The sequence below is a fragment of the Emcibacter sp. genome (assembly GCF_963675455.1).
In the GTDB taxonomy this organism is placed as follows: domain Bacteria; phylum Pseudomonadota; class Alphaproteobacteria; order Sphingomonadales; family Emcibacteraceae; genus Emcibacter.
Genome location: NZ_OY776217.1, coordinates 3,102,402 through 3,128,327, shown reverse-complemented (window position 1 = coordinate 3,128,327; position 25,926 = coordinate 3,102,402). Strand labels below are relative to the sequence as shown.

Annotated in this window: 27 protein-coding genes; 15 read left to right on the top strand and 12 right to left on the bottom strand. The window is 53.1% G+C overall.

What is annotated here, in order from left to right:
* Positions 1-56: 56 nt before the first annotated feature.
* Positions 57-2,150: an ATP-dependent DNA helicase RecG gene (recG, locus tag ACORNT_RS14610; RefSeq protein ID WP_321392370.1), complete on the top strand. Its 2,094-nt coding sequence runs from the start codon at positions 57-59 to the stop codon at positions 2,148-2,150.
* Here recG and ACORNT_RS14605 read toward each other — a convergent pair.
* The 4 genes from ACORNT_RS14605 to lptF all read right to left on the bottom strand — a co-directional run bounded on the left by ACORNT_RS14605 (position 2,142) and on the right by lptF (position 6,493).
* Positions 2,142-2,912: a DUF502 domain-containing protein gene (locus ACORNT_RS14605; RefSeq protein WP_321392368.1), complete on the bottom strand. Its 771-nt coding sequence runs from the start codon at positions 2,910-2,912 to the stop codon at positions 2,142-2,144. The two genes, recG and ACORNT_RS14605, sit on opposite strands and share 9 nt — an antisense overlap.
* 93 nt (positions 2,913-3,005) lie before the next feature.
* Positions 3,006-4,154, bottom strand: coding sequence for a hypothetical protein (locus tag ACORNT_RS14600; RefSeq protein ID WP_321392366.1), 1,149 nt, complete (start codon positions 4,152-4,154; stop codon positions 3,006-3,008).
* A gap of 34 nt (positions 4,155-4,188) precedes the next feature.
* Positions 4,189-5,316, bottom strand: a complete 1,128-nt coding sequence (gene lptG, locus ACORNT_RS14595; RefSeq protein WP_321392364.1) for an LPS export ABC transporter permease LptG — start codon at positions 5,314-5,316, stop codon at positions 4,189-4,191.
* A 1-nt stretch (position 5,317) separates the two neighbouring features.
* The gene (lptF, locus tag ACORNT_RS14590) at positions 5,318-6,493 is read right to left on the bottom strand and encodes an LPS export ABC transporter permease LptF (RefSeq protein ID WP_321392362.1); all 1,176 of its coding nucleotides are present in this window, start codon (positions 6,491-6,493) and stop codon (positions 5,318-5,320) included.
* Positions 6,494-6,695: 202 nt separating this feature from the next.
* On the opposite strand from lptF, the gene ACORNT_RS14585 reads away from it, so the two are divergent.
* Positions 6,696-7,655 carry a diacylglycerol kinase family protein gene (locus ACORNT_RS14585; RefSeq protein WP_321392360.1) on the top strand — a complete coding sequence of 320 codons (960 nt, stop codon included), beginning with the start codon at positions 6,696-6,698 and terminating at the stop codon, positions 7,653-7,655.
* 16 nt (positions 7,656-7,671) lie between these two features.
* On the opposite strand, the gene spt is transcribed toward ACORNT_RS14585, so the two are convergent.
* From spt to ACORNT_RS14560, 5 genes are all read right to left on the bottom strand, one after another.
* The gene (spt, locus tag ACORNT_RS14580; RefSeq protein WP_321392357.1) at positions 7,672-8,898 is read right to left on the bottom strand and encodes a serine palmitoyltransferase; all 1,227 of its coding nucleotides are present in this window, start codon (positions 8,896-8,898) and stop codon (positions 7,672-7,674) included.
* Positions 8,895-9,143, bottom strand: coding sequence for an acyl carrier protein (locus ACORNT_RS14575; RefSeq protein WP_321392355.1), 249 nt, complete (start codon positions 9,141-9,143; stop codon positions 8,895-8,897). The genes spt and ACORNT_RS14575 overlap by 4 nt, the downstream gene beginning before the upstream one ends.
* A gap of 71 nt (positions 9,144-9,214) precedes the next feature.
* Positions 9,215-10,153, bottom strand: coding sequence for an NAD(P)-dependent oxidoreductase (locus ACORNT_RS14570; RefSeq protein ID WP_321392352.1), 939 nt, complete (start codon positions 10,151-10,153; stop codon positions 9,215-9,217).
* A 93-nt stretch (positions 10,154-10,246) separates the two neighbouring features.
* Entirely contained in the window at positions 10,247-11,989 is a 1,743-nt protein-coding gene (locus tag ACORNT_RS14565) for a fatty acyl-AMP ligase (RefSeq protein WP_321392349.1), read from the bottom strand.
* Between the two features lie 215 nt (positions 11,990-12,204).
* A complete protein-coding gene (locus tag ACORNT_RS14560; RefSeq protein ID WP_321398095.1) occupies positions 12,205-13,077 on the bottom strand; it encodes a DMT family transporter in 873 nt (290 codons plus the stop codon).
* A 48-nt stretch (positions 13,078-13,125) separates the two neighbouring features.
* Between ACORNT_RS14560 and ACORNT_RS14555 the strand changes: the two genes are divergently transcribed.
* The 5 genes from ACORNT_RS14555 (at position 13,126) to smpB (ending at position 17,002) form a co-directional block, all read left to right on the top strand.
* Positions 13,126-13,704, top strand: a complete 579-nt coding sequence (locus tag ACORNT_RS14555) for a regulatory protein RecX (RefSeq protein ID WP_321392346.1) — start codon at positions 13,126-13,128, stop codon at positions 13,702-13,704.
* Complete coding sequence (locus ACORNT_RS14550) at positions 13,701-14,915, top strand: 3-phenylpropionate MFS transporter (RefSeq protein ID WP_321392344.1); 1,215 nt, start codon at positions 13,701-13,703, stop codon at positions 14,913-14,915. Before ACORNT_RS14555 ends, ACORNT_RS14550 begins: the two co-directional genes overlap by 4 nt.
* A gap of 70 nt (positions 14,916-14,985) precedes the next feature.
* Positions 14,986-15,471, top strand: a complete 486-nt coding sequence (locus ACORNT_RS14545; RefSeq protein WP_321392340.1) for an EF-hand domain-containing protein — start codon at positions 14,986-14,988, stop codon at positions 15,469-15,471.
* A gap of 171 nt (positions 15,472-15,642) precedes the next feature.
* Positions 15,643-16,521, top strand: a complete 879-nt coding sequence (gene dapA / locus ACORNT_RS14540) for a 4-hydroxy-tetrahydrodipicolinate synthase (protein ID WP_420717574.1) — start codon at positions 15,643-15,645, stop codon at positions 16,519-16,521.
* Positions 16,522-16,525: 4 nt separating this feature from the next.
* A complete protein-coding gene (gene smpB, locus ACORNT_RS14535) occupies positions 16,526-17,002 on the top strand; it encodes an SsrA-binding protein SmpB (RefSeq protein WP_321392334.1) in 477 nt (158 codons plus the stop codon).
* A gap of 26 nt (positions 17,003-17,028) precedes the next feature.
* On the opposite strand, the gene ACORNT_RS14530 is transcribed toward smpB, so the two are convergent.
* The 3 genes from ACORNT_RS14530 to ACORNT_RS14520 all read right to left on the bottom strand — a co-directional run bounded on the left by ACORNT_RS14530 (position 17,029) and on the right by ACORNT_RS14520 (position 19,015).
* Positions 17,029-17,634, bottom strand: coding sequence for a hypothetical protein (locus tag ACORNT_RS14530; protein ID WP_321392331.1), 606 nt, complete (start codon positions 17,632-17,634; stop codon positions 17,029-17,031).
* Positions 17,635-17,822: 188 nt separating this feature from the next.
* Entirely contained in the window at positions 17,823-18,473 is a 651-nt protein-coding gene (locus ACORNT_RS14525) for a uracil-DNA glycosylase (protein ID WP_321392329.1), read from the bottom strand.
* Positions 18,470-19,015: an NYN domain-containing protein gene (locus tag ACORNT_RS14520; RefSeq protein WP_321392326.1), complete on the bottom strand. Its 546-nt coding sequence runs from the start codon at positions 19,013-19,015 to the stop codon at positions 18,470-18,472. Before ACORNT_RS14520 ends, ACORNT_RS14525 begins: the two co-directional genes overlap by 4 nt.
* Before the next feature lie 158 nt (positions 19,016-19,173).
* On the opposite strand from ACORNT_RS14520, the gene folK reads away from it, so the two are divergent.
* The 8 genes from folK (at position 19,174) to lepB (ending at position 25,897) form a co-directional block, all read left to right on the top strand.
* A complete protein-coding gene (folK, locus tag ACORNT_RS14515; protein WP_321392323.1) occupies positions 19,174-19,713 on the top strand; it encodes a 2-amino-4-hydroxy-6-hydroxymethyldihydropteridine diphosphokinase in 540 nt (179 codons plus the stop codon).
* Positions 19,714-19,814: 101 nt separating this feature from the next.
* Positions 19,815-20,207 (top strand): DNA-directed RNA polymerase subunit omega, encoded by a 393-nt coding sequence (gene rpoZ, locus ACORNT_RS14510; RefSeq protein ID WP_420717501.1) that lies wholly within the window; start codon positions 19,815-19,817, stop codon positions 20,205-20,207.
* 134 nt (positions 20,208-20,341) lie between these two features.
* On the top strand, positions 20,342-22,489 hold the full coding sequence (locus tag ACORNT_RS14505; protein WP_321392320.1) for a bifunctional (p)ppGpp synthetase/guanosine-3',5'-bis(diphosphate) 3'-pyrophosphohydrolase: 2,148 nt from the start codon (positions 20,342-20,344) through the stop codon (positions 22,487-22,489).
* Positions 22,490-22,518: 29 nt separating this feature from the next.
* Positions 22,519-23,103, top strand: a complete 585-nt coding sequence (pyrE, locus tag ACORNT_RS14500; protein WP_321392317.1) for an orotate phosphoribosyltransferase — start codon at positions 22,519-22,521, stop codon at positions 23,101-23,103.
* 65 nt (positions 23,104-23,168) lie between these two features.
* Positions 23,169-23,810 carry a DUF2062 domain-containing protein gene (locus tag ACORNT_RS14495; RefSeq protein WP_321398092.1) on the top strand — a complete coding sequence of 214 codons (642 nt, stop codon included), beginning with the start codon at positions 23,169-23,171 and terminating at the stop codon, positions 23,808-23,810.
* Positions 23,804-24,553, top strand: coding sequence for a pyridoxine 5'-phosphate synthase (locus tag ACORNT_RS14490; RefSeq protein WP_321392314.1), 750 nt, complete (start codon positions 23,804-23,806; stop codon positions 24,551-24,553). Before ACORNT_RS14495 ends, ACORNT_RS14490 begins: the two co-directional genes overlap by 7 nt.
* Complete coding sequence (gene acpS / locus ACORNT_RS14485; RefSeq protein ID WP_321392311.1) at positions 24,553-24,966, top strand: holo-ACP synthase; 414 nt, start codon at positions 24,553-24,555, stop codon at positions 24,964-24,966. The genes ACORNT_RS14490 and acpS overlap by 1 nt, the downstream gene beginning before the upstream one ends.
* A gap of 145 nt (positions 24,967-25,111) precedes the next feature.
* The gene (lepB, locus tag ACORNT_RS14480) at positions 25,112-25,897 is read left to right on the top strand and encodes a signal peptidase I (RefSeq protein WP_321392309.1); all 786 of its coding nucleotides are present in this window, start codon (positions 25,112-25,114) and stop codon (positions 25,895-25,897) included.
* Positions 25,898-25,926 lie beyond the last annotated feature (29 nt).

Genomic DNA, 25,926 nt, shown 5'->3' with positions numbered 1-25,926 from the left:
CCGTTATGTTTAACATTGTCTACAGGATATCGACAGGAAAATAAAATAACAAAACCATGCGGCCGGAGATTCTTTACCCCTTTTTTGCAGAAACAGTGAGCCTCCCCGGCGTGGGCGGGCGCATCGCCCAATTGCTGGAAAAAGTTGTTGGCAGGCGCGTGCTGGATCTGTTCTGGCATTTTCCCGTTGATGTGATTGATCGCCGCAATTCCCCAAAACTGGGCGAGATACGGCATGACCAGATGGTCACGGTTGAGGTGGAAATCGGGGCCCATGATGCACCACCACCCAAAACCCGAAGGCCATACCGGGTCTGGTGCCATGATGGAACGGCGCAGATGCAACTGGTGTTCTTCCACGCCAAGGGCGACTATATCCGCAGACAACTGCCCGAGGGAGAGAAGCGCCTGATAAGTGGCCGGGTCGAAATTTTCAACGGTCAGCTGCAGATGAGCCATCCTGATTATATGGTGACCGCGGACAAACGGGACGACATTCCCGCCATTGAACCGGTCTATCCGCTGACGGCCGGAATCAGTGGCCGGGTCATGGGACGGATTGTCCGGGCGGCGCTTGACCGCGCGGTGGACCTGCCGGAATGGCTGGACCCGGCGCTGAAAAAGCGCGAAGGCTGGCCCGACTGGCATGAGGCATTACTGGCGGTGCATCAGCCGGCGAACGCCGGCGAACTTGACCCTTCCTGCAAGACCCGGCGCAGGCTGTCTTATGATGAATTTCTGGCCAACCAGCTTGCCCTGGCCCTGATCCGCCGACAGTCGAAAAAGAAAAAGGGACGGGCGCTGAATACAGAGGGGCCGCTGGTCCGGCAACTGGTCGAAAATCTGCCCTATGACCTGACCAACTCGCAAAAACAATGCATTGCGGAGATTAATGCCGACCTTGCTGACCCGTCCTCGATGATGCGTCTGCTACAGGGAGATGTGGGCAGCGGCAAGACTGTGGTTGCCCTGATCTCCATGCTGGCGGCGGTGCAGTCGGGTGCCCAGGCGGCCCTGCTGGCACCGACGGAAATCCTCGCCCGGCAGCATTATGACAGCCTGATGGAGATGATTGACGGGCTGAATATTCGTATTGCGGTCCTCACCGGCCGCGACAAGGGCAAGGCGCGGGAGAAGCTTCTCGCTGACCTGGCCAGTGGCGAGATAGATATCCTGGTCGGCACTCACGCCCTGTTCCAGAAGGATGTGGTCTATCATGACCTGGCGCTGGCGGTGATTGATGAGCAGCACCGGTTTGGGGTCGAGCAGCGCATGGCGCTGGCGGCCAAGGGAACACCGGGGCAGGGCATGGATATCCTGGCCATGACGGCGACGCCCATTCCGCGCACCCTGACCCTGACGGCTTACGGGGATATGGATGTTTCACGCCTCACTGAAAAACCACCGGGGCGGTTGCCGGTGGATACCCGTACCATTTCCCTCAATCGGCTGGATGAGGTAGTCCGGTCCCTGCACCGGGCCCTGGAAGGGGGTGCCCGGATTTACTGGATCTGTCCGCTGGTGGAGGAATCGGAAAAGTCTGATCTGGCGGCGGCAGAAGACCGCTTTGCCCAGCTCAGTCAGATTTTCGGCGGCCGGGTCGGGCTCGTTCACGGGAAAATGAAGGGGCCGGAAAAGGACAAGGTCATGGCTGCCTTTGCCAAAGGTGAGCTGGATATCCTGGTGGCGACAACGGTGATCGAGGTAGGGGTCAATGTGCCCGAGGCTACGGTAATGGTGATCGAGCATGCCGAACGGTTTGGCCTCGCCCAGCTTCACCAGTTGCGTGGCCGGGTCGGTCGCGGCAGCGGTAAGTCGGTATGCCTGTTATTATACGGGAACCTTGGCAGCGAAACCGCCCGGGCGAGGATGAAAATCATGCGGGAGACCGAAGACGGCTTTCTGATCGCGGAGGAAGACCTGCGCCTCCGGGGGGCAGGGGAACTGCTTGGCACCCGCCAGTCCGGCATGCCCGATTTCAAGGTGGCCTCGCTTGAGTTCCACAGCAACCTGATCCCGATAGCGCGGGATGATGCAAAGCTCATTCTTGAAACCGATCCGGATCTTGTGAACGAGAGGGGCAAGGCGCTCCGGGTGCTGCTTTACCTGATGGAACAGGATGAAGGCATCCGCTATCTCAGGTCAGGGTAATTCTTCGTCGCTGCCCGGTTTTTCGATGTTCCAGTCGGATATCCGTGACCCCTTTACCGGCCTGCTTCGTTTTTGCAGATTCTGGTCTTTGCCATTATTGGGATCGACAAGTCCGGCAGAGATCACATATTTCACACCCTCATCCGGGCTCATATCCAGATAAATCAGGTCCCGCTTGGGGACAAACAGCAAAAAGCCGGACGTAGGGTTCGGCGTGGTCGGCAGGAAAACATTGATGATTTCATTTTCCAGCCTGTTCTGGATTTCACCTTTGTTTTCGCTTGTCACAAAAGCAATGGCCCAGATGCCCCGGCGGGGATATTCAACCAGAACCACATCCTTGAAGGATTCAGCATTCTGGGCAACCACCGTCTCAAAGATCTGTTTCAGGGTGTGATAGATGCTCCGCACGATCGGCATGCGGTTCAGAAGTTTTTCTCCGAACCGCAAAAACGCGCGGCCGAACAGGTTCGCGGTCAGAGCACCCAGAACAGTAAGAAACAGAATAACAATCACCAGGCCAAAACCGGGAATGCCAAAGGGCAGGTATGTTTCGGGATTGTAAGCCTTGGGGATCAATGGCGTGACATTGCGGTCAATGGTGTCGATAAACGCCCAGGCCAGATAGGCAGTGATGCCGATCGGTGCGGCGACAACAAGACCGGTCAGGAAATAATACCTGATCTTGGATAGCAGACCATTCCTGGGAACAAGTGAAATCTCGTTCTCGTCTGGTGTTTCTTCCGGTGTGTTTTCTGACATTTTTCTGCCCTGTCTGGTGCCTCGGGATCAGCACTGAGTACCCATGTATTTTGAAGTTACATAATTGCCGAAAATGGCAAATGTATGTCTGATTTACAAATCTCTGACAAACAGCCTATATGTTTTGTAGTGGGCGCAGCCGATCGTTTCCAGCATTTTCTGAAGCCGAGTGTTTTCTTCCAGTACCCAGCCGAGTTCCGCGTGGGTGCAGCCGGCTGCGGTGGCATGGATGCGACAGGTTTCAATGAGCGAAAAGGCCATGGCCCCGCCGATCATGCCGTTCTGGTATTTCTTGCGCACGCCCATCAGGGGTACCCGCACGGTTTTATATCTGGGGTGGAGTTTAAGACGCCACAGCAATTTGAAAATACCGGTCGGGAACAGCTTGCCGTTCAGATCCCGGATCAACTCGTTCAGGTTGGGCAGGGTGACCATCATGGCCTGCGGTTCACCGTCCATTTCCGCAATATAGGTAAAGTCAGGCCTGATCAGCAGCTTCATGTCCTTGGCCACCTGTTTCAGTTCATTGTCGGTGAAAGGGATAAAACCCCAGTTGTCGGACCAGGCATCGTTGAAAATATCGAGGATAGTGGCCAGATCCCGGTCATAGTTTTTCATGTCAATGGGACGAATGGTGACCTTGTCGCTGTTAAAGGTTCTTTTTACCAGTTTGTCCACGGCCGGCGGCAGAATGTCCTGACTGATATCCAGCCAGTAGGCCCAGACATCCTTGACCTTTTCAAAACCATGATTTTTGACCAGGCTTTCGTAATAGGGACGGCTGTGCGCCATCATCAGGCTTGGCGGGGTATCAAACCCGTCCACCAGCATGCCGGTTTCTTCATTGATGGAGAGGCTGAACGGCCCGATGACTTTCTCTGCACCCCGTTCCCGCAACCAGTTTTCTGCTGTCTCCAGCAATGCATCCGCTACAGACTGGTCGTTGATGCAGTCAAAAAATCCGAAATGGCCGGTTTTCTCACCATGATATTTCTGTACCAACTGATCCAGCTGGGCTGAAATGCGGCCGATGGTTTCACCGTTTCTGCTGGCAAGCCAGTAACAGGCCTCCGCATGTTCGAAATAGGGGTTCTTGTCCCGGGACAGGATATCCATCCGTTCCATTTCCAGCGGTGGAATATAGTTCGGGTCGTCTTTGAAGATGGCATAGGGAACCCGGATAAATTCCTTCAGCGACTGGCCATCTGTTACTTCTCTGATTTCCACATTGTTCCGGGTCACGGCGATACTTTCCTGATTGGATAAATTTGGCGGACTATTCCTCGGTCAGCAGAATAAAGCTGATACCTGAGAGTCCAAAAAGCATAAAGGGCAGCCAGGCAGCAATAATCGGCGGCACGGCGCCATACTGGCCAAGGGCGACAAAAAGATTATTGGTAACGAAATAACCGAAACCCATGGCCATGGTGATCAGGATACGGCCGAATAGATGACCGCCGCGGTGCAGTCCAAAGGCGGCCAGTCCGGCCAGAAGCGGCATCAGCAGGGTGCTTAACGGCAGGACAAATTTCTGATGCAGGTGGGTGACCAGATCAGTGGTGGAATGTCCTTCGTCCCGAAGTTGTTTGATGGCCTGGCGCAACTGCTGCAGGTTTACCTGATCGGGCTTGAGAGCCAGAGCGATATAGCGTTCGGGAGGTACATTTGTTTTCCAGTCCAGGTTTTCCAGCGGGGTCACTTCCAGTGTTTTCAAATCAAATTTCTTGACCTCGAAAAGGGTCCATGACCCTTCCCGGTAGACGGCGAAGTCCGCCTTGATCAGCGCCGTGATCTGCTGGTCCTTGTTGCGGATATACTGGGTGACTTTGTCGAGCAGAAGAATGCTGCCGCTCCGACTGGCGCTTTCGGCCTTGATCAGGTTGTTACCATCTGCAACCCAGCTGTCATAGACGACGTCCGGTGCCGGAGGCAGGTCGGCGGCAAAGTCATGTTCTTCCCAGTTTCTGAGTTCAGCCCTGGCCTTGACCGAAATGGTTTCATTGAAAACGAAATGAAAGGCTGCGATCAGCACCGACATCATGATCAGCGGCAGGACAATCCGGAAGGCGTTCCAGCCTGCCGCTTTCATAATGATGATTTCGCTGTGCACATTCAGTCCTGCAAAGGACAGAATGGCGGAGAGCAGGGCGACGAAAGGGGAAAACAGGGAGGCAAGTTGCGGTATCCTGAGCGTGACATAGGTCCATAGGTCAGCCATCGTGGCGCCTTCGCCAGCGAGGATATCATCGGATTTGGCCAGAAGATCCAGCGCCTGCAGTGTGGCAATCAGGCCAATAAGGATGAACAGGTAACGAACAATGAAGACCTTGGCCAGGTAAAGATCCAGGCTGCCGGGATTGAATAGTCGGCCGATAATACTTGAATATCTTAAGACCCGCTGCATATCAGTCCGCCGTCCTTAGTCTGCTGATCATTTTGGCAATGGCCTCCACCAGGATCTCGTAGATGATTTCCAGTTTCCTGAGCGGCATACCACCCACCTTGTAGGCACCGATGTAATAGAGGCGGACCGTGAGCAGGACAAATAGCAAGCTCGGCACCCAGATGGATATCCAGGGGGAAACTACGTCTTCAGCAGCGAAGGCCTGACCGAATTCCAGCAGTTTGTGATAGACAAGCAGGATCACGATACCCACAGTAATGCCAAGTGCGCGTCCTGACCTTTTCGCCACCAGTCCCAGAGGGAAGGCAAGAAAGGGAACGATCAGGATGGACAATGCGCGGGCGGTTCTGGCATGCAGTGCCGCCAGATAGGAGGCATTTCCGCTGCCGCGCTCACGCCACAATTCGATATAGGTCATTTCCCGGGCGTCTTCGCCGCGTTCTCTGAACTGTTCAAACATCGGTACATTCAGGGGCAGGTCATGCTCGTCGAAATTCAACACCCGGGGTCGCGCCTGGCTGGAATCAAGCTCAATAATTGTACCGTCGAACAGTTTGAGGATCAGGAACCTTTCATCGGGGGTGATAAAAAAACCACCTTTTTTGGCGGTTATGGCCAGAACACGTCCGTCTTCATTTTCTTTTTGGGCGAATATATCCAGAAGCTCGCGACCTGAATCCCGGCTTTCCTCGATACGCAGGGTAAGGCCGTCACCAAGGTCGGTAAATTCGCCAGCCTTGATGCTGGCGCCGAGGGCGCCGCTGCGGACGTCAAAATAAAGGCCGTTATAGGCATAGCGGCTGTAGGGCTGGACAAAACCGACAACGATGACGTTAACGATCAAAAGGAAGGCGGCAATACCGATGCACGGGATGATCAGCCGGTTCAGACTCACACCACTGGCCAGCAGGGCGTCAAGTTCGCTGTTCAGTGCCAGTTTGCGGATGGCCAGCAGAACACCGAGAAACATGGCCAGCGGAATAACCAGGGTCAGATACTGGGGCATCAGGTTGCCGAGCATGCGCCAGACGATGTCAATCGGGCCGCCTTCATTGATTACAAAATCAAACAGACTGAGCATTTTTTCAAGCAGCAGGAGCAAGGCGGCGATACCCAGGGTCATGACCAGAGGTATAATCGTCTCCCGAAGAATGTAATAATCTATTTTTTTGAGCATGAACCTGAATTTTGCTGTGGATTTTACAGTCTATCCTGCCTATAGCTGCTTATAGCTAGGAATATATACAAGGAAATGAATTTTTCCATTTAAGAATTTACGAGGGATGGTCTTTTTTTATGTTTTTTTCGGGGCAGGCGCCAAGAAAAGACCATATTCGGCATAATATTATGCAGACTTCACCAATCAGCGGGACAGTGCAGTGAGTGTGATTGCCATATTATCAAGTCCCTCGTCCTTTAAAAACAGTGACGAGATGGATCGGCTGAGGCAGGTTATATCCTCAGGTTCGGGCATTGTGCACTATGAAGTGGAGAAACATCGTCACATCGGGGAAGCCCTGGCGACTTTTAAAAAAACCGGCGCCGAGGCGATCATCATTATTGGCGGTCAGGCCCTGGCGGCGGCCACGTTCGAATTTCTTATCGAAAAGGATCCGTTCGAGGGGGAAATGCCCCCTCTGGCCATTTTGCCAGCCGGTGACAATAATATTATCGCTGAAAGTATGGGGGCTCAGTCCGCCAGCCCTCATCGGGAACTGGCCAGACTTTTGAAACGGAGAAAAAGCGGTCGACTTCTCGAAAACACACTCACCTGTCCGCTGCTGAAGGTGGAGGGAGTCTACGGGGTGGGAACCGTTTACGGGTTATATTTCTGCTGTGGCGAGGTCACCCGAAGCAAGAATGTTTTTGCAGGAAACTTTTCAGGGGCAAGTATTCTTGGCCGGGCAAAAAGGCGTTTATCCACTATGGGGTTCATCCGTCGTGCGTCATTGAGGGCCATGAAGGACAAGGGCATGGATAGCGCTGTCCGGGTCAATCTGAACCAGCGGGGTGCCGTTGTCGGTCGCTATTTCATGATCTGTATCACCAGCTTGCAAAAGGTCCTGATGGGGGCAAGCCTGCCGGGACCGGCGGACCCGGACAAACTGCGATATCTCAGTATTGAAAATACTTCCGATGCGCTTCTTGCGACCGGCAGACAGCTTCTTAAAGGCAGGTTTGAGGACCGCATTATTCCCGGTCAGGTGATCCGGAAAATTGCCCACGCCCGTATTGTCCAGCATAAGCCGTTCGTTCTGGATGGCAGTTTTTTTGAGGCGGAACAAAGCGGCGAACTGCTGATTTCCTCAACAGTTCGCCTGTCATTTCTGATGCTGTAATAACCTCAAGCGAAGATTAAGCCGTTTCCAGCGCTTCCGTGGCCAGAATGCCCAGCTTGCTACCGACTTTCTCGAACTTCTCCAGCATAAAATCAATCTGCTCGAAACTGTGGGCGGCGGACAGGCTGCAACGCATTAGGTTGTAATTGTTAGGTGTCGCCGGCGGCAATGCCAGGTTCACATAAACACCTTCCTTGATCATTTCACCCCAGAAGGCAATCGCCTGGTGCATGTCGTCGACGATGATGGCGGCTATCGGGCTTTCCCCGGTGGTACCCATTTTAAAACCGATGTCCGCAAGTCCCTTGTTCAGGCGCATGCTGTTGGCCAGAAGTTTTTCCCGAAGGTTGGTGTTGGCGATGATTTCCAGCGCCTTGGTGGCCGAGGCAACAACGGACGGCGGCAGGGAGGCCGTGAACATATAGGGACGGCAAACCAGCCGCAGCACTTCAAACTTCGGATGATTGGAGACACAGTACCCACCGATGGTGCCGACACTTTTACTGAAGGTGCCAACGATAAAGTCAATCTGGTCTTCCACTCCCTGGGCCTGGGCGACGCCGCGGCCGGTGGCCCCGAACACACCGATGGAATGGGCCTCGTCTACCAGGATAAAGGCATTGTGTTTCTTTGAAACGGCAGCCAGTTCTTTAAGCGGAGCCTGGTCGCCGAGCATGCTGTAAACACCTTCGACAACCACAAGAACACCGGCTTCCGGATCGGATTTGCGCAGGCGTGTCAGGCGTTTGTCCAGATTTTCCGGATCGTTATGGGCAAAGCGAATAACTGTGGCGTTTCCCATGGCGCAACCGTCATAAATGCTGGCATGACTGTCGGCATCGATCAGGATATAGTCCTTGGAACCGGCCAGGGTGGCGATGATGCCCAGGTTGGCCTGGTATCCGGTGGAAAAGACCATGGCATGTTTTGTGCCGTAGAACTTCTTCAGTTCCTCCTCCAGCATGGTATGGCTGGTATAGGTACCGTTCAGAACCCGGGATCCGGTGGTGCCTGTTCCCTGGGTCAGCAGAGCATCCTGTGCAGCGGCAACTGCTTCCTCGTTAAAGGTCATGCCCATATAGTTGTTGGTACCGGCAAGAATGGTCTTGCGACCATTGATGATCGCTTCGGTGGGCGAAAGAATTTCTTCCATGTTGACGGTAAAGGGATTGGTTTCCCCCTCCGGCAACTGACGGAAGTTATTCAGTGTGGCATCAAATTTTTCAAAAAGATCAAGAGTCATTGTTCACTTAATATCTTGTCAACGGCGTCTGCAACCTGACCGACTTTTTCCAGGTCTGGCAGAATATTCAGGGGAACTGTTATGTCAAAGTGATCTTCAATTTCGGCCAGAAGATCCATAACGGCCAGTGAATCCAGTTCCAGATCAGTACTGAAAGTGGTGTCCGAGGATAGGGCAATACCCTTCTTGTTGAAGGGTTTGATCAGGGTGCAAATTTGGTCTAGCGTACTGTTGTTTTGTGTCATGTTTCTCGCCTTGGATAAGGCTGGCTAAGTTACATAAAAAATAATGGTAAATCCATCTAAATTCAGGTTTATTACAACAAATTTTCTTCCCTGTACCAGCGGAAACATATTTCGAGACCCTTATTAAGCCTGATTTTCGGCTCCCAGGCTATGAAATTCTTGATATGTTCGTCGCGGCATCTCCAGTCCGGATGGCAGAGTTCATTGACCTTTTCGGGAGAAACCATTGGAACATAACCAAAAATTCGCGACATAAATTTGTTGGTATGGGCAAAAAGTTTCAGGGATTTTCGCCCGGCAGTCAGCTTCACAGCCCGCCGGTTCATGATTTCCGAGGCCGTCGCGAAGATTTCCTGCAGGGAATATCCGCCTTCTGTGCTGTCATCTACATCAAGGATTTTGAAAAAAACATTTTCGCAATTGGCACATTCTGTCATCGCAGTGACCAGGTCTTCCACAAAAATCAGCGACGTCCGGTTGTTCCTGCTGCCGGGGACAAGGGAAAACCCCCATTTCAGGGATTTGAAGAGTTTCAGGATTTCATAATCCCCCGGGCCATAGACGGCTGGCGCCCGGATAATGGACCAGTTCAGATCCTGCGGGGCATGGTCAAACAAAATTTCCTCACCCTGACGCTTGCTTTCTGCATAGGGGGACAGGTGTCTCTCGCGGGCGGCGAGGGAGGACAGGAGCACAAAATGGGGTTTGGGGCGCTTTGCCGGAATGGCGTCCAGCAGTGCGGACACGCTGTCCCGGTTTATGGCGGCGAATTCCTGGAAATTCCGCGCCTTGATGGCGCCGGCAATGTGAAATATTACGTCGGCCCCGGCAACAAGCTTTGTAAGGGCGTCACTGTCGTGGAAACCGCCCTCGATCCAGTCCACACTCTCAAGCGATGGCTGAGGTTTACGGGTCAGGGCCCGGACGGTGTATCCCCGGGCCGCCAGATGGCGGACCATATGCTTTCCCACGAAGCCGGTTGCACCGGTTACTGCGGCAATTTTGCTCATCGGACCCCGAATGTGGTTACAGGTTGTACGGCAAAAAAATATAAACCCCTGTCGGCCAGGGTCAACAGGGGTTTACTGATGGACTTGTAATCTTCAGGACGCCAGTTTGCCGGAAAGATACTGCTGCCGTGCCTTGGTGCGGCTCAGCTTTCCGGAAGACGTGCGGGGCAGGGAGCGCGGCGGCAGAAGCACGACACGGGCGCTTGTCCCCACCATTTCCTTGACCTTGCTCTTGATGCGATCTTCCAGTTCCAGGCGATCGGCCTCATCTCTTGTCCGGCACTGCACGAGAATGGCGGGAATTTCCTCGTCATTCTCACCCGGGATGGAAATGGCGGCACTGTCCCCGGAGCGAAGGTCGGCGAGCTGCTCGACCGCCCACTCAATATCCTGGGGCCAGTGGTTTTTACCATTGATGATAATCAGGTCCTTGATTCGGCCGATAATAAAGATCGAACCCTCTACAACATATCCCATGTCGCCGGTATCAAGCCACCCATCGTCAGAGAGACAGGCTCGCGTCGCTTCTTCATCGTCGAAATAACCGACCATTACACTAGCGCCGCGAACACAGATGCGGCCGATTTCTCGTTCGCCGAGGGCATTGTTGTCCTCGTCGCGCACTTCAAGCTCATATTCTGTAAGCGCTTTACCGCAATTGACAACTTCGCGGTAGCTGGCGCCGTTGCCGTTGATTTTTTCATATTTCTCGAGCGTCTTGATTTCACCGGTCAGAACTTTTTCATTGACCAGGTCGATCTCCACGCCGGTATCCAGGGTCATGAAACTGACTGCAAGGGTACATTCGGCAAGGCCGTAGCTCGGCAGGAAAGTGGTTTCCCGGAACCCGTGGGATTTAAAGGTTTCGTGGAAATTCCTGAGAACATCTGCCCGGATCATGTCGCCACCGATACCGGCCACACGCCAGCTGGAAAGGTCCAGGCCTTCCGTGTCCTTGCCGTTGGCGCGGCGGGTGCAGATTTCATAGCCAAACGTCGGACTGTAGGTGATGGTGCCCTTGTTACGGGAAATCAGCTTCAGCCACTGCATCGGGCGGCGGGCAAAAGCCTCGGTCGCCAGATAGTCTGTGGTCATCTGGCAGGCGATTGGCGACAGCAATGTGCCGACCAGGCCCATGTCGTGATAGAACGGCAGCCAGGAGACAACCCGGTCGTTGTCATTCACATCCACGCCTTCCTTGCCGATGCCATAACAATTTGAAATCAGCGAACGATGCGTCACCGCAACGCCATGGGGAAAACGGGTGCTTCCTGATGAATATTGCAGGTAGGCCAGGTCATTCGGCTGGGCAGTCGGAAGTTCAACTTTTTCAATTTTGCTGAGTTCTTCCTGGGCCTCGAATGTATCGGCAGTGCCGACAAACTTCATTTTCAGTCCGTCAGTGGCCTCATCCAGAAGCGGCAGCATATAGGATGCCGAAAAAGCCATCAGGGCGCCACAACTCTTCATTTGCTGGTAAAGCTGGCTGGTATAGCCTTCACGCCCGCCGAAAGAAGTCGGCAGGGGCAGGGGCACAGGCAGCATGCCAGCATACTGACAGCCCATGAAATAGCAGACAAAATCTTCGCTTGTCTCGGCAATCAGGGCGACGCGGTCGCCTTTCTTCATGCCAAAGTGAATAAGGCGCTGGCCGATCTCTCTTGCACGATCCCGGATTTGAGCAAAAGTGATGCTGCTTTCCAATTCGCCTCTTGGAGAATAGAAATTCAGACCCCTGATTCCCTTGGCCGCATAATCCAGGGCGTCCGGGAGGGTGTCAAAGTCCGAAATACGCCTTGGCAGCGTCGGATCTAGTGTAGGAATAGGTTCACGCATATACGTTTTTTATCACTTACCTAAGCCTTGTTAAGCTTTTTCCTCAAACAAGAACATGGTGTCTGACCATGCTTTCGTTAATTTAATTTCACTCTCGATACCGTTACTCGTGCGGTATCGCAAGAAATTTATTTTCTTTTTCCCACTTATCTTTCAAATCAACAAATGGGCATTTATAGGCAAAAAGTTTACTAACATGCTGAATTATATGTCAATTATCTTTTTTTAGCTGTTGGTTTCCAGCGTTCTGTCAAGTAAATGCCGACCAGGACAAACAGAATGGACGCAAATGTGGTTTCTTTCAAGGGTTCATCCAGCCAGAAATACCCGGAAAAAACGCCGACAATGGGCACCAGGTAGGTGTTGTAGGAGACAAATGTGGCACCAGCAAGATGGGTCAGATGAACAAGAACTATGGTTGCTGTTCCGGTCGCCATGATCCCCAGGAAAATAATCGACCAGACACCGGCGGCGTCCGGTGTCACGGCCCATGGCTGATCGACGGCCATTGCCAGGGGCCAGATGGCCAGCGATGAGCAAATCAGCATCACGGTGGCTGCGACCAGCGGGTTTTTGTTTTTGAAGTGCCGGATCATGACGCCGCTGAGGGAATAGAAAAAACCGGTCAGGAGAAATGCCAGAAATCCGAGTATCGGAAGTAAGCCGGAGCCTTCAAGCAAGGTGGCGTCAATAAAGAGAATCAAAATTCCGACAATGCCGCAGAGCAGTCCGGCCAGTTTCATCCATGACATTTTTTCATCATGGGTCAGGAAATGGGCCAGCACAAATGTATTCAGAGGGATCAGGGACATACAGATTGCAGCGGTGCCGGCGTTCTGATATTTCACTCCCCAGCTGACCAGCATGAAAGGAAAGGCCGTGCCCAGAATGCCGACCAGGCCGATATATGCCCAGCTTTTCAGGTCGGACGGCAACTGGAGCTTCCTGTGGCGCAGGATTATCCAGACCACGAGGGCGCCGAGGGAAATTCGGCTTGCGGCAATGGTCATCGGCGGAATAGACTGGACTGCAATCTTATTGAACATAAACGCTGTTCCCCAGACCAGCCCCAGGAAGAGAAGATACATATAGTGGACGGGGGTTCTGTGGTGGTTCATATTCAGGCTCTTCGGACAATGACCAGTAAAATCAGAAAAAGAAAAGACATAACACCGGAATATCTGCGTAACGCAACCTACAGATACCTGGAGCGATACGCAAGTTCGGAAGAGAACCTGAGACGAGTTTTGCGCGAGAAAGTAAAACGCCGCCTGAGGCTGGAGGACGGGAGCGGGGACCTGACCACGGAGCATGAAGGCTGGATTGACGAGGTTGTTCAATATTGCCGGAAGCACGCCCTGATAAATGACGAGCTCTATGCGGCCTCAAAGGCACGCTCCTTTGTCAGGAGCGGCAACAGCCGGTCTAAGATCATTCAGAAATTATTGTCAAAAGGGATTTCCAGGTCCCTTGTCGACAAGGTACTTTCGGAACTGTCCACAGAAATGCAGGACAGCGAACTTTTTGCGGCGGTGGGATATGTCCGCCGCCGTCGTTTTGGCGCCTTTGCTGTGAAACCCTGCAACGAGGACAAAAGGGAGAAGGAAATGGCTTCCATGGCCCGGGCTGGGTTCTCCTATGAGTTATCCCGACAGGTTCTGGACAAGGACCGGGAAGAGCTGGAAGACATTCTCTTTGGTGCTGTAACGCCATGATGCATTCACCGGGTGATCTGGACAGGCCTGCCTCGAGGCAGAAGCGTGAACGACGGTCGGCTTCGATCCGGCTTGGCAGTGTTTACGGTGTTTTATTTCTTTATGTTGGGGTAATGCTGCCCTTTTGGGGCTTGTGGCTGCAGTATAAGGGGCTGACACCGGTGGAAATCGGCATGGTAATGACCGTACCTTATCTGATGAAGCCGATTATTCCGCTTATTTCCACCCAGCTTGCCGATCGTTTTGGCCGGGTCAAGGTTATCTTTCTGATCAATCTCGTTCTGACTCTGCTGTTTTTCACACCCTATCTTTATGTTGACGATTTTGGTTCGATCCTGCTGGTCACCGTCGTGCTTAACCTGTTTTTCCAATCCCTGATGCCGTTGCTGGAAACAATGTCCGTGGCCCAGGCCAGAAAATGCGGGATGCATTACGGTCGGGTGCGGTCGACGGGTTCGGTGACCTTTATCATCAGCGCGATCCTGATTGGCCTGCTGATCAAGGGCAGCGATCCGGAATGGGTGGTGGCTTCTGCGGTCGCCTGTCTCGCCGGTACACTTCTGGCGGCGCTCAGACTACCGTCGGACGAACCGGAAAGTGTCGCCGATGAGGAGGAGGACACGGATATCTACCGTCGTAAACCGCTCAAAAGACTTTTGAAGGATCGCCGGTTTATTCTTTTCATGATCGTGGTCGCCCTAATTCAGATGAGCCACGGGATATATTACACCCTGGGAAGCATTCACTGGAAGAATAACGGAATTTCAGCGGATATGATCGGCATGCTCTGGGGAACCGGCGTGATGGCCGAGGTGCTGGTTTTTATATTTGCCAGCGGGCTGATTGCAAGAAATCGCCCGACTTATGTCTTTACGGTCATTGCGGCACTGGGCGTCCTGCGCTGGCTGGTAACGGGGGCAAGCTTGTCACTTCCGCTGCTGTTTCTGGTGCAGATCATTCATGGCTTGACCTATGGGGCTGCACATCTTGCGGCGATCTACTATATTGCCAACAGGGTTCCCCGATCTGCATCTTCGACGGCACAGGGGCTTTATTCCGCTTTTCCCATGGGGATCGCCCAGGGGCTGACCACTGTGTCAGCCGGACTGTTTTATACCTATTGGCAGGGTAAATCATACTGGATCATGGCCCTTCTGTGTCTTATTGCTGTTTTGGTCGCCAAAAAAATGCGTTCTATCCCATCCTCGTGAAGGGTTTGCCATATAATGATCGTATTATAATTGTCATGTGGATATTCGGGAGAGGTAAAGGAGAGAGCAGATGAAAAAAATTTCAATCGCAATTGTTTCCGGCATTCTTGTCGTTTCAGGAGCCGGCATGGCCATCGCACAGACAATACCCCAGGGGCCCGGTCCATTGAAGGGCGGTCATCCGGGCTGGACACAGGGTATGGGTCATGGCAAGCATGGTTCAATGGGCATGTTTCGGGAACTGATGGATGCTGACGGCGATGGCAATATCAGCAAACAGGAAATTGCCAAATTCCATGAGGACCGCATCAATCAGGCGGACAGGAATAAAGACGGTTCACTTTCCCTCGAGGAATTTGACGTTATGCAGGAAGCCCTGATGGAGGAAGCGAAAAAGCTTCATCTCAAGAAAAAATTTGATCGGCTGGATGCCAATGGCGACGGCCGCGTAAGTGCCGAGGAAATGACGGCTCATCACGGTATGATGTTTGACCGCATGGACCGGAATGATGACGGTATGATCGGTCCTGACGATCGTCCGCACAAGAAAAAATAGAACATTGTCTGGTCCGGGCCTTTGAGCCCGGCAGGCTGGTAATGGCGGGTTTTGCCCGCCATTATTTTGTCTATTTTTTCCCGCTATAATATCTTTCTTGCAGTTCTTTCTCAGGAAGACTATTTTGCCAGCAAATAAACACATATTTCAGGAAGTTCGATGACCAGCAAAATGATCAGGGGCTCAATTCCAGCCTTGATTACGCCTTTCAATAACGGAAAAGTGGATGAAGATACTTTTCGGGAATTTGTGAACTGGCAGATAGAACAGGGATCTCACGGCCTCGTCCCATGCGGTACGACCGGTGAGTCTCCTACATTAAGCCATGCCGAACACAGGCGGGTTACAGAAATCTGTATCGAGGCGGCAGCCGGGCGTGTGCCGGTGATTGCCGGCTGCGGCTCCAACAGCACAGAAGAGGCCGTCGGCCTGATCCGCTTTGCCAGCGAAGCAGGGGCGGATGCAGCACTTGTCGTGACACCCTATTATAACAAGCCCACCCAGGAAGGGCTGTTTCAGCATTTCAAGGCACTGAATGACATCAGTGAGATTCCGATCATTATCTATAACATACCGCCGCGTAGTGTGATTGATATGAACGTGAACACCATGGCACGCTGTTTTAATGAACTGGACAAAGTTGTGGGCGTCAAGGATGCGACCGGGGATATAGCCCGCGTTGCGCTGCAGCGGGTCGCCATGGGACCGGACTTCATTCAGTTGTCCGGCGAGGACCAGACGGCTCTTGGTCTGATGGTCCACGGCGGACATGGCTGTATCTCGGTCACCGCCAACATTGCGCCGGCCTTGTTATCGCAATTCCAGGAAGCCTGTATGGCTGGGAATTATAAAACCGCCCTGGAAATTCAGGACAGGCTGACCGTTCTGCATGACGCCATGTTTGTGGAAGCAAATCCGGGGCCGGTCAAATATGCGGCGGAACTGCTTGGTATATGTACCGCTGAAATGCGACTGCCGATGGTGCCGGTGTCTGAACAGACCAAAGAGATTGTGCGCGAGGCACTGACCACAGCCGGACTTCTGGATTAAGGATATGTCCAAAAAGAAGGAAAATGACGGACGGCGCATCATAGCCGAGAACCGCAAGGCCCGTCACAACTTCTTTATCGAGGAGGACTTTGAGGCTGGCATCGTTCTTCTGGGCACCGAAGTGAAGTCCCTCAGGCAGGGGGAATGCAATATTGCCGAATCCTATGCGGAAGTGAGAAATGGCGAAGTCTGGCTCATTAATGCCCATATCAAGGAATATGCCATGGGCAACCGCTTCAATCACGATCCGCGACGTCCGCGCAAGCTGCTTCTGCATCGCCGTCAGATCAACAAGGTCTTTGCCGCCATACAGCGCCAGGGCATGACCCTGGTGCCGCTGTCCATCTATTTCGATGACCATAACCGGGCCAAGATCAAGCTCGGCCTGGCCAAGGGTAAAAAAGCCCACGACAAACGCCAGGCGACAAAAGAGCGGGACTGGAATCGGGAAAAAGCCCGCATGCTCAAAGAGCAGAGCTAGGCCTTTTCGTCAATTAAGTCAGGACATTATCGTGCGTAGGCCGGAACCTGTTTGGCAGGACCGAATTTCCAGCTGCCGTCCGGCTGCAGGCAGGCTGTACCGTAAGCCGGAACCGTTTCGTTGCCAACCGTGATTGTGGTCTGATATTCACGCTCCTGCAGGCAGGTGCCGTGACTGTAGGCGACCTGTTGCGGGGCAGGGGCGGTCGTTGACCAGCCCTGGCCGCCTGCCGGTGAAGGCTGGGTTGCGGGCACGTAAATCACATCCGGCTGGTTGTTGGCCTGGGCCGCCTGGGTCAGGCCGTAGACCAGAAGTCCACCGGCCAGTATACCAAGCGCCACATCATCACCATGCCCGTGGACGCCGTAATGAACCCTGGGTCGATATGGGCGGTAGTGGTAATTCACATGCCCGTAATAACGGGACGGAACATAGTGATAATTGTTTCTATGGTGATTTCTGTTCTTATAGTGATTCTTGTGTTTATAGCGATTATCGTTCCGATGTTCCTTCTGATGTCTGTCACCGCGATGACGATCATCTGCCCAGACCTGTGTTGTTGACACAAGACCAAAGGAAGCCATGCCCAGAACTACCGTGGATGTTTTCAGGAACCGTGCTATCTTACTCATGGTTAGCCTTTCTTTATTTTCAGGGGTCATCCCTACACCTGAGTACAGACTATATAATCCTACATGAATATGTTCTGAACATGGCGTTCAGCCGGGCCTCACATGGTGTGCCTGTTTTAATCGCATGGCGCTCTTCGCGAGGCTGGCCGATGCGGTAAATGCCAGGACGGCAAGCGATCCCATGCGATCTAAGCCAGCAGGCCGGTGATTTTTCGGAAAACATCCTCGAACATTTCGGTGGTCAGCCGTCTTGTATTGGTATTGTAACGGGAACAGTGATAGCTGTCGATCAGGCAGATATCGTCCGACAGCCGGTGCAGGGCGCCGTGGGCGAACTTGTTGGCTGATTTCTTGACACCGAATGTGGTCAGCACAGCATTATGTGCGACAAGACCCAGGGCCAGCAGGACCTTGACGCTGGAAAGCGAGTCAATTTGCTCGACAAGAAACGGCCGGCAGGTTTTTTCCTCTGCCGGCGTGGGCTTGTTCTGCGGTGGTACACAACGGACGGCATTTGTGATCATGGCCCTGTTAAGGGTCAGGCCGTCATCAAATTCACTGCCATAGTTGCCCTCGGCAAATCCGAATTTGATCAATGTTGGATAGAGCAGATCGCCGGCATAGTCACCGGTAAAGGGTCTGCCGGTGCGGTTGGCGCCATGCAGTCCCGGCGCCAGTCCGACAATCAGAAGCTCACAGTTGCGATCTCCGAAAGAGGGGACCGCGCCATTAAAATAGCCGGGGAATTTTGTCTGGTTTTCCTGCCTGAATTCAACAAGCCGCGGGCACATGGTGCAGTCTTGGGGCGCTTCGCCTGCGGGCATTTGGTCTGCCGTCATGAATGGTTCCCGTTACCCTGTCGGCCAAAGGCCTCGTGCATGTCGGACAGTTCGATGAAGCTGTCCGCCTGCCGTCTAAGTTCATCGGCGATCATCGGCGGGCTGGTTTTGGTGCTGCTGATGACCGTAACCCGGACGCCGCGCCGCTGAACTGCCTCGACAAGACGGCGGAAATCCCCGTCACCGGAAAACAGCACCATATGATCGACATGTTCTGCCAGGCCCATCATGTCGATGGCCAGTTCCATATCCATATTGCCTTTGATTTTTCTTTCGCCCCGGTTGTCGATAAATTCCTTGGTCGGTTTTGTCACCAGGGTAAAGCCGTTATAATCCAGCCAGTCGACCAAGGGGCGAAGCGGCGAATATTCGGCTTCCTCGATCAGGGCGGTATAGTAATTCGCACGCAGCAGAATGCCGCGTGTGGCAAAATATTCCCGCAGGCGTTTATAGTCGATATCAAAGGAAAGGGCTTTGGCGGTGGCAAACAAATTGGAGCCATCAATGAACAAGGCCACTTTCTCGTTCGGATAGAAATACATAAGGTAAAGTCCTAAATAAATAAAACGCTTATTAGCATAACATGAAGTTTGTTGATTCACAAATACTTAGCTGTTTGTGGTGCGTACATTTTTAGGTGTCATGCTTCAGGTTGTTCCGCTATTGTAGGCGCAAAATTTGTTTTTATAAAGGCCTTGTTATGATCCTGATCGGTTTTGGCGGTAACCTGCCGTCCCCCGAATTCGGTGCGCCAGCGAACAATATCCGGGCGGCAATGGATATGTTGTCCGCCAATGGTGTGGTGGCGGAAAAGATATCCGGGTTCTACGAAACTGAACCGGTGCCGGCCTCTGACCAGCCGTGGTATGTGAATGCGGTTGCTTCCGTTTCAACCCCGCTGGGGGCAGGGAACCTGCTGGAATTGCTGCACCGGATCGAACATGATCTTGGGCGGGTGCGGGAAAAGCGCTGGGAAGCCAGGCTTATCGACCTTGATCTGCTGGCCTATAATGACGAGGTGCTGCCTTCCGGGGAAGACTGGCTGGCAGCAGGGCAGGCGGACCTGCCGGGGCAAGCGGTCGTGCCGCACCCGCGCCTGCACCTGCGATCCTTTGTACTGGTGCCGCTGATGGATATAGCCCCTGACTGGTTTCACCCGGTTCTGAAGAAAACAGCCCGGGAACTTTTGTCGGAACTTGAAGATACCGGCAATATCAGGAAGCTGGCAGGCCAAAATTAAGTGGATAATATCGAGAAATTACCGGATTCCGGTCTTTACAGGCGGCTTCGGCAGTTGTATAAGCCTCGTTTCTGGAAAATTCTATTGGAGAGCATTGCGGTATGGCACGCGTTACTGTTGAAGATTGCGTAGATAAAATTCCGAACCGTTTCGAGCTGGTTCTTGCTGCAGCCCAGCGGGCCCGTCAGATTTCCTCCGGCGCTCCCCTGACTGTGGACAGGGATAATGACAAAAACCCTGTTGTCGCGCTGCGGGAAATTGCCGAAGAAACCGTCAAGCCCGACGTTCTTGAAGAAGCCATCATTCATGGCATGCAGAAGCATGTTGAGATTGACGAGCCCGAGGAAGATGATATTTCCCTGCTGCTGGCCGGAAAAAAACTGGAAGAGAGCAATCAGGATGTGACTCCTGAAAATCTTTCGAAGATTGCAAGCGAGGTTATGGAAGAAACAGCCGCTTTCAAGGATATGTCCGGGGACGGTGAAGAAGAATAATCTCCCGATCGGATTTTGATTTAAGAAGGCCTGCCGGACATTGCGGCGGGCCTCTTTTTTTATATTAAGCCTTTCAAGATTGTGCAGGGCATCATATATCTGAGTGATAAGCAGGCAACTAGACGGGTCAGACAGTGATCAGGCAATATGAACTGGTAGAACGGGTGCGCAGCTATGATCGGGAGCTTGATGAAAATCTCCTGAACCGGGCCTATGTTTTTTCCATGAAAGCGCACGGCAAGCAGATGCGGGCCAGCGGTGATCCCTATTTTTCCCATCCCCTTGAAGTGGCAGGCATCCTGACCGGCATGCAACTTGACTGCGACACGATCGTGACCGCACTGTTGCATGATACGATCGAGGATACACTCGCCACCTACGAACAGATCGAAGAGCTTTTCGGGGAAGAAGTTGCCCGAATGGTGGACGGGGTGACCAAGCTTTCCAAGCTCGAATATATGTCGGAAAGTTCCAAGCAGGCGGAGAACTTCAGGAAATTCCTGCTTGCCATGTCCAATGACATCCGTGTCCTGCTGGTAAAACTGGCTGACCGGCTGCATAACATGCGGACACTTCATTTTATCACCAAACCTGAAAAACGTGCCCGGATATCCAGGGAAACACTGGATATCTATGCCCCGCTGGCGGAACGTATCGGGATGCAGGAAATCAAGGAAGAGCTGGAAGCCCTGGCGTTTCCGAATGTCTATCCGGAAGCACATGAATCCATTATCCGCCGGCTGGATTTCCTGCATGCGAACACAGCGGATATTCGTGATCAGGTGGTCACGGAGCTGGAATGGCTGTTGACGGAGGCCGGTATCGAGGCGGAAGTCAAGGGACGGGAAAAGAAACCTTTTTCGATCTGGCGCAAGATGACCTACCGCAACGTCAGTCTCGAGGACCAGGCCGATATCCTGGCTTTCCGGATTATTGTGGATGATACAGAAACCTGTTACCGGGCTCTGGGGGTCGTGCATCGGCAGTGGCAGGCTGTGCCGGGCCTGATCAAGGACTATATTTCCATGCCGAAGCCCAACGGTTACCAGTCCATTCATACGGCGGTAATCGGGCCCCAGAAAAAGAAAATAGAAATCCAGATCCGCTCAAGCGAGATGGATGCGGTGGCGGAAAAAGGGGTGGCGGCGCACTGGTCCTATAAACAGCATGCCTCGGAAAAAGAGGGCGCCCAGTATCGCTGGCTTCAGGATCTGCTCGAAATTCTGGAACATTCCACCGATCCGGAGGAATTTCTGGAACATACCAAACTGGCCATGTATCAGAACCAGGTTTTCTGTTTCACACCGAAGGGAGAATTGATCAGTCTGCCCATGGGGGCGACCGTGATTGATTTTGCCTATGCAGTGCATACCCGGATCGGCGATAACTGTGTCGGCGCCAAGATTAACGGCAAGCCGGTACAGTTGCGCACCCGGCTTTCCAACGGTGACCAGGTGCAGATTTTACGCTCCAATGCCCAGCAACCGTCGCCCAACTGGTTGAGCTTTGTTATCACCGGCAAGGCTAAATCTGCCATCCGCAGGTTCATTCGTCATCAGAAACGGGATGAATATATCAAGCTTGGCAAAAGCATTCTTGAGCGGGCCTTTCAGCATGAAAACCGCGATTTCAACAAAAAATCCATGGAGCTTGCCGCCAGGAACCTGAATATTTCCGATCCTGACGAGTTGTTCGAACAGGTGGGCAAGGGGGAACTTCTGGACCGCAAGGTGCTGGAAACCGTTTTCCCGGGGATTAAACTCAACGGCTGGGAAAGCGCGACGGCTTTTGTCCGTTCGGACACCGCCGATACACCCAGGAAAGGTGATGGCTCAATCCCTATCAGGGGGCTGACCCCTGGTCTTGCCGTTCATCTTTCGGAATGTTGCCATCCTTTGCCGGGCGACCGGATTGTCGGTATTTCGACCACGGGCAAGGGCATACTTGTCCATACCATCGACTGCGACGCCCTGGATGTCTATTCGGAGACCCCGGAAGTGTGGCTTGATCTGTCCTGGTTCAAGCCGGGAGAAGAAGCCAATTTCTTCGTCGGCCGGATAGAGGTGCTGCTTGATCATGAGCCGGGATCGCTTGCCAATGTGCTTAATGTGGTGGCCCTGGAACGCGGTAACCTGAGTAATATCAAGTTTGCCGAGCGTTCGCCGGATATGTTCAGGATTGAGCTTGATATTGAGGTCAGAGATGTTAAACATCTGACCAGCATTATAACAGCTTTGCGCGCCAATGAACGGGTTAACAGCGTTGAGCGGTCGTTCAGCTAGACGGCATTTCAGACAAGAGGAAGATATCAATGGATCGTGAGGAAGTACTGGAGCATTTCAGGGAAGCCGGCGCTCTGCTGGAAGGGCATTTCCTGCTGTCATCGGGACTGCACAGCCCTATGTACCTGCAGTGTGCCCGGGTTTTGATGGATGCAAAAAGGGCCGGAAAACTTTGTGCGGCCCTGGCCGAGAAGATTCGCAACACCATCGATGAAGATATTGATATGGTTGTATCCCCAGCCATGGGGGGCGTTATCGTAGGCTATGAAATGGGCCGCCAGCTTGGGGTGCCGGCCATTTTCGCCGAACGGGTTGATGGTGAGTTTGCCCTGCGGCGCGGTTTTGAAATTCCCCGGGGGGCAAAAATATTGATGGCGGAAGATATCGTCACCACCGGCCTGTCTTCCCGTGAATGTATTGATGTGATCCGCAAATATGGCGGCAATGTCGTCGTCGCAAGCTGTCTCATCGACCGGAGCAACGGCAAAGCCGATGTCGGGGTGCCGCTTGTTTCCCTCGCCGGTCTTGATATTCCGGCTTACGAGGCTGATAAACTGCCGCCGGAACTGGCCGCAACGGAAGCGATCAAGCCGGGAAGCCGGGGATTGAAATAGAGGGGCCGTTTACAGGGTAACCGGTCTTATGATTTAGGGTCCGAAAAGACAGGAAAGGGAAAACACTGTTTCTGCGCCGCAATAAAAAAAGCATCCTGACCAGGATACAGGATCTGCTTTGGCCGGCAGTCGGTTGGCGTCGGGCCTTCAGTTATATGCATCACCGGCTGGCGCGGATTCCCGGAACCTCCTATGCGCTGGCGGCCGGTTTTGCCAGCGGCGCGGCCGTCTCCTTCACTCCCTTTGTCGGATTTCATTTCATTCTGGCGGCCACGTTCGCCTGGATTATCCGCGGGAATATCCTGACCTCGGCCATGGGGACGATTTTCGGCAATCCCTGGACTTTTCCCGTTATCTGGGTGGCTACTTACGAAACCGGAAGCTGGCTTCTGGGCTGGGAACCGAAGGAAAATATGTGGGGCGGCATGATGGAGGCCGCGAACCAGGTCACATTCGGCAGTTTCTTTGTTGATCCCCTGAAGGCCCTGGCACCGATCACACCCTATTTTCATTCTGTATTTTTGCCAATGTTGCTTGGCGGAATTGTGCTTGGCGCTTTCGTCTGGGGGGCTGTATATTTGCCGATCTATAAGCTGGTGGCAGAATATAAGCGCAAACGCTTTGAGAAAAGAATGAAGGCTCTGGAAAGAAAGATTTCCGATAGTGGCCACGGTGATGTGGGAGAGGAAGGGAAAACAATATGGTAGGGCAGGATCGTATTCGACTTGGCGTTAATATTGACCATGTGGCAACTATTCGCAATGCGCGCGGCGGACAGCACCCCGATCCGGTACGGGCGGCCATAATGGCGGCAAAGGCTGGCGCGGACGGTATCACCGCCCATCTCCGCGAGGATCGTCGCCATATCTCGGACAATGATATTGAACGGCTGATGGCGGAAATAAGCCTGCCTTTGAACCTGGAAATGGCGGCAACAGAGGAAATGCTGTCGATCGCCCTGCGTCACAAGCCGGCGTCAAGCTGTATCGTGCCGGAAAAACGTCAGGAATTGACTACAGAAGGCGGACTGGATGTGGCCGGAAGCGAGCAAATGCTGGGTCCTTATGTGGAAAAACTGAAAAGCGCAGGCATCAGCGTCAGTCTGTTTATCGATCCTGACGAAGGACAGATCAGGGCATCGCATCGGCTCGGAGCAAACAAGGTGGAACTGCACACGGGCACCTATGTGGAAGCGGAAGGGGAAGATCACGTCCGGGAGCTTGATCGTCTGCGCCAGGGGGCGCGCCTGTGTGAAGAGCTGGGTCTGGAAGTCCACGCCGGTCACGGCCTGAATTATGACACGGTTGAGGCGGTAGCCCGGATTTCACAGTTCACAGAATTCAATATCGGCCATTTTCTGGTCGGTGAAGCCATTTTTGTCGGACTGACGGAAAGCCTGAGACGCATGCGTGTCATTATGGACCGTGGACGCGGGAACAGGGAAGGCTGATGCGGGTTCTGGGGCTTGGCAACGATCTGGTCGATATAAGGCGGATTGAAAAATCCCTGAAAAAATACGGCGATCGTTTTATCCGGCGCACATTTAACCAGGTCGAACAGGCACGGGCCGAAGCCAGGCCGCAAACCCGGTCCTCGGTCTACGCCAAGCGCTTTGCCGCCAAAGAAGCATTTTCCAAGGCGCTGGGCACCGGATTTCTACAGGACGGGGTGAGCTGGCAGGACGTGTGGGTCGAAAATGATGACAAGGGACGCCCCCATATCCGTCTGGCGGGCCGGGCGAAGGAAATTCTTGATGCGCGGGTGCCTGCCGGGATGACTGCCCAGATTGATCTGACAATTACTGATGATTTTCCCTGGGCGCAGGCCATTGTCTTAATTACAGCATATTCCGCTGATAGATGATCTGAGCCGCCGGTAAAATTTATAAAATCCTGCCGGCTTTTGGCTTTTAGCAATTGTGATTTCATGCTGCATGGGCTAAGCCTATGGCATATCGGGTTTTTGATTCCCGACCTCTGATCGTCGTGAAAAAGAGATATATTGATCAATGACTGAAAATACAGAAGACCAGCCCTCGTCCTCCATCGAAGTAAAGCAGGAGGAAAACTGGCTGGATTTTGCAAAAACAGTAGGGCTCGCTGTTCTGATCGCGGTTATCTTTCGAAGCTTTGTCTATCAGCCGTTTACAATTCCCTCTGAATCGATGTTGAAAAACCTGATGATCGGCGATTATCTGCTGGTTTCCAAATTTTCCTATGGCTACAGCCACCATTCACTTCCCTTCAGCCTGAATCTCTTTTCCGGACGTGTTTTCGATAGTCCGGTCGAGCGTGGCGATGTTGTGGTTTTCCGGCTGCCCCGCGACCCCGATGTCTATTATATCAAGCGTATCCTTGGTCTGCCTGGAGATCGTATCCAGATGAAGAAAAGTGTACTTTATATTAATGACCAGCCGGTCGCGCGTGAACGGCAGGAAGATTATGTAAGAGTACGGAACGGGCGCGAGGAACGCTTTGAGCAGTATCGCGAGACATTGCCCGGCGGGAAAAGCTACATCACCCTGGATATGGGCTATTTTCCAGGAAGCCGGGCGGATGACACACCTGTTTTCAAGGTGCCCGAAGGGCATTATTTCGGCATGGGTGACAACCGGGATAATTCCAAGGACAGCCGCATGCCGAAACATGATGGCGTTGGTTATATCCCCGGCGAGAATGTTATCGGCAGGGCCGAATGGCTGACGTTGTCATTTGATAACCAGGCAAAGCTGTGGGAATTCTGGAAATGGTTCCCGGCCGAGCGGCGCGAGCGGTTTTTCACGAAAATAAGATAGATCAAAAATGATCCCGGCAGGCAGGATGT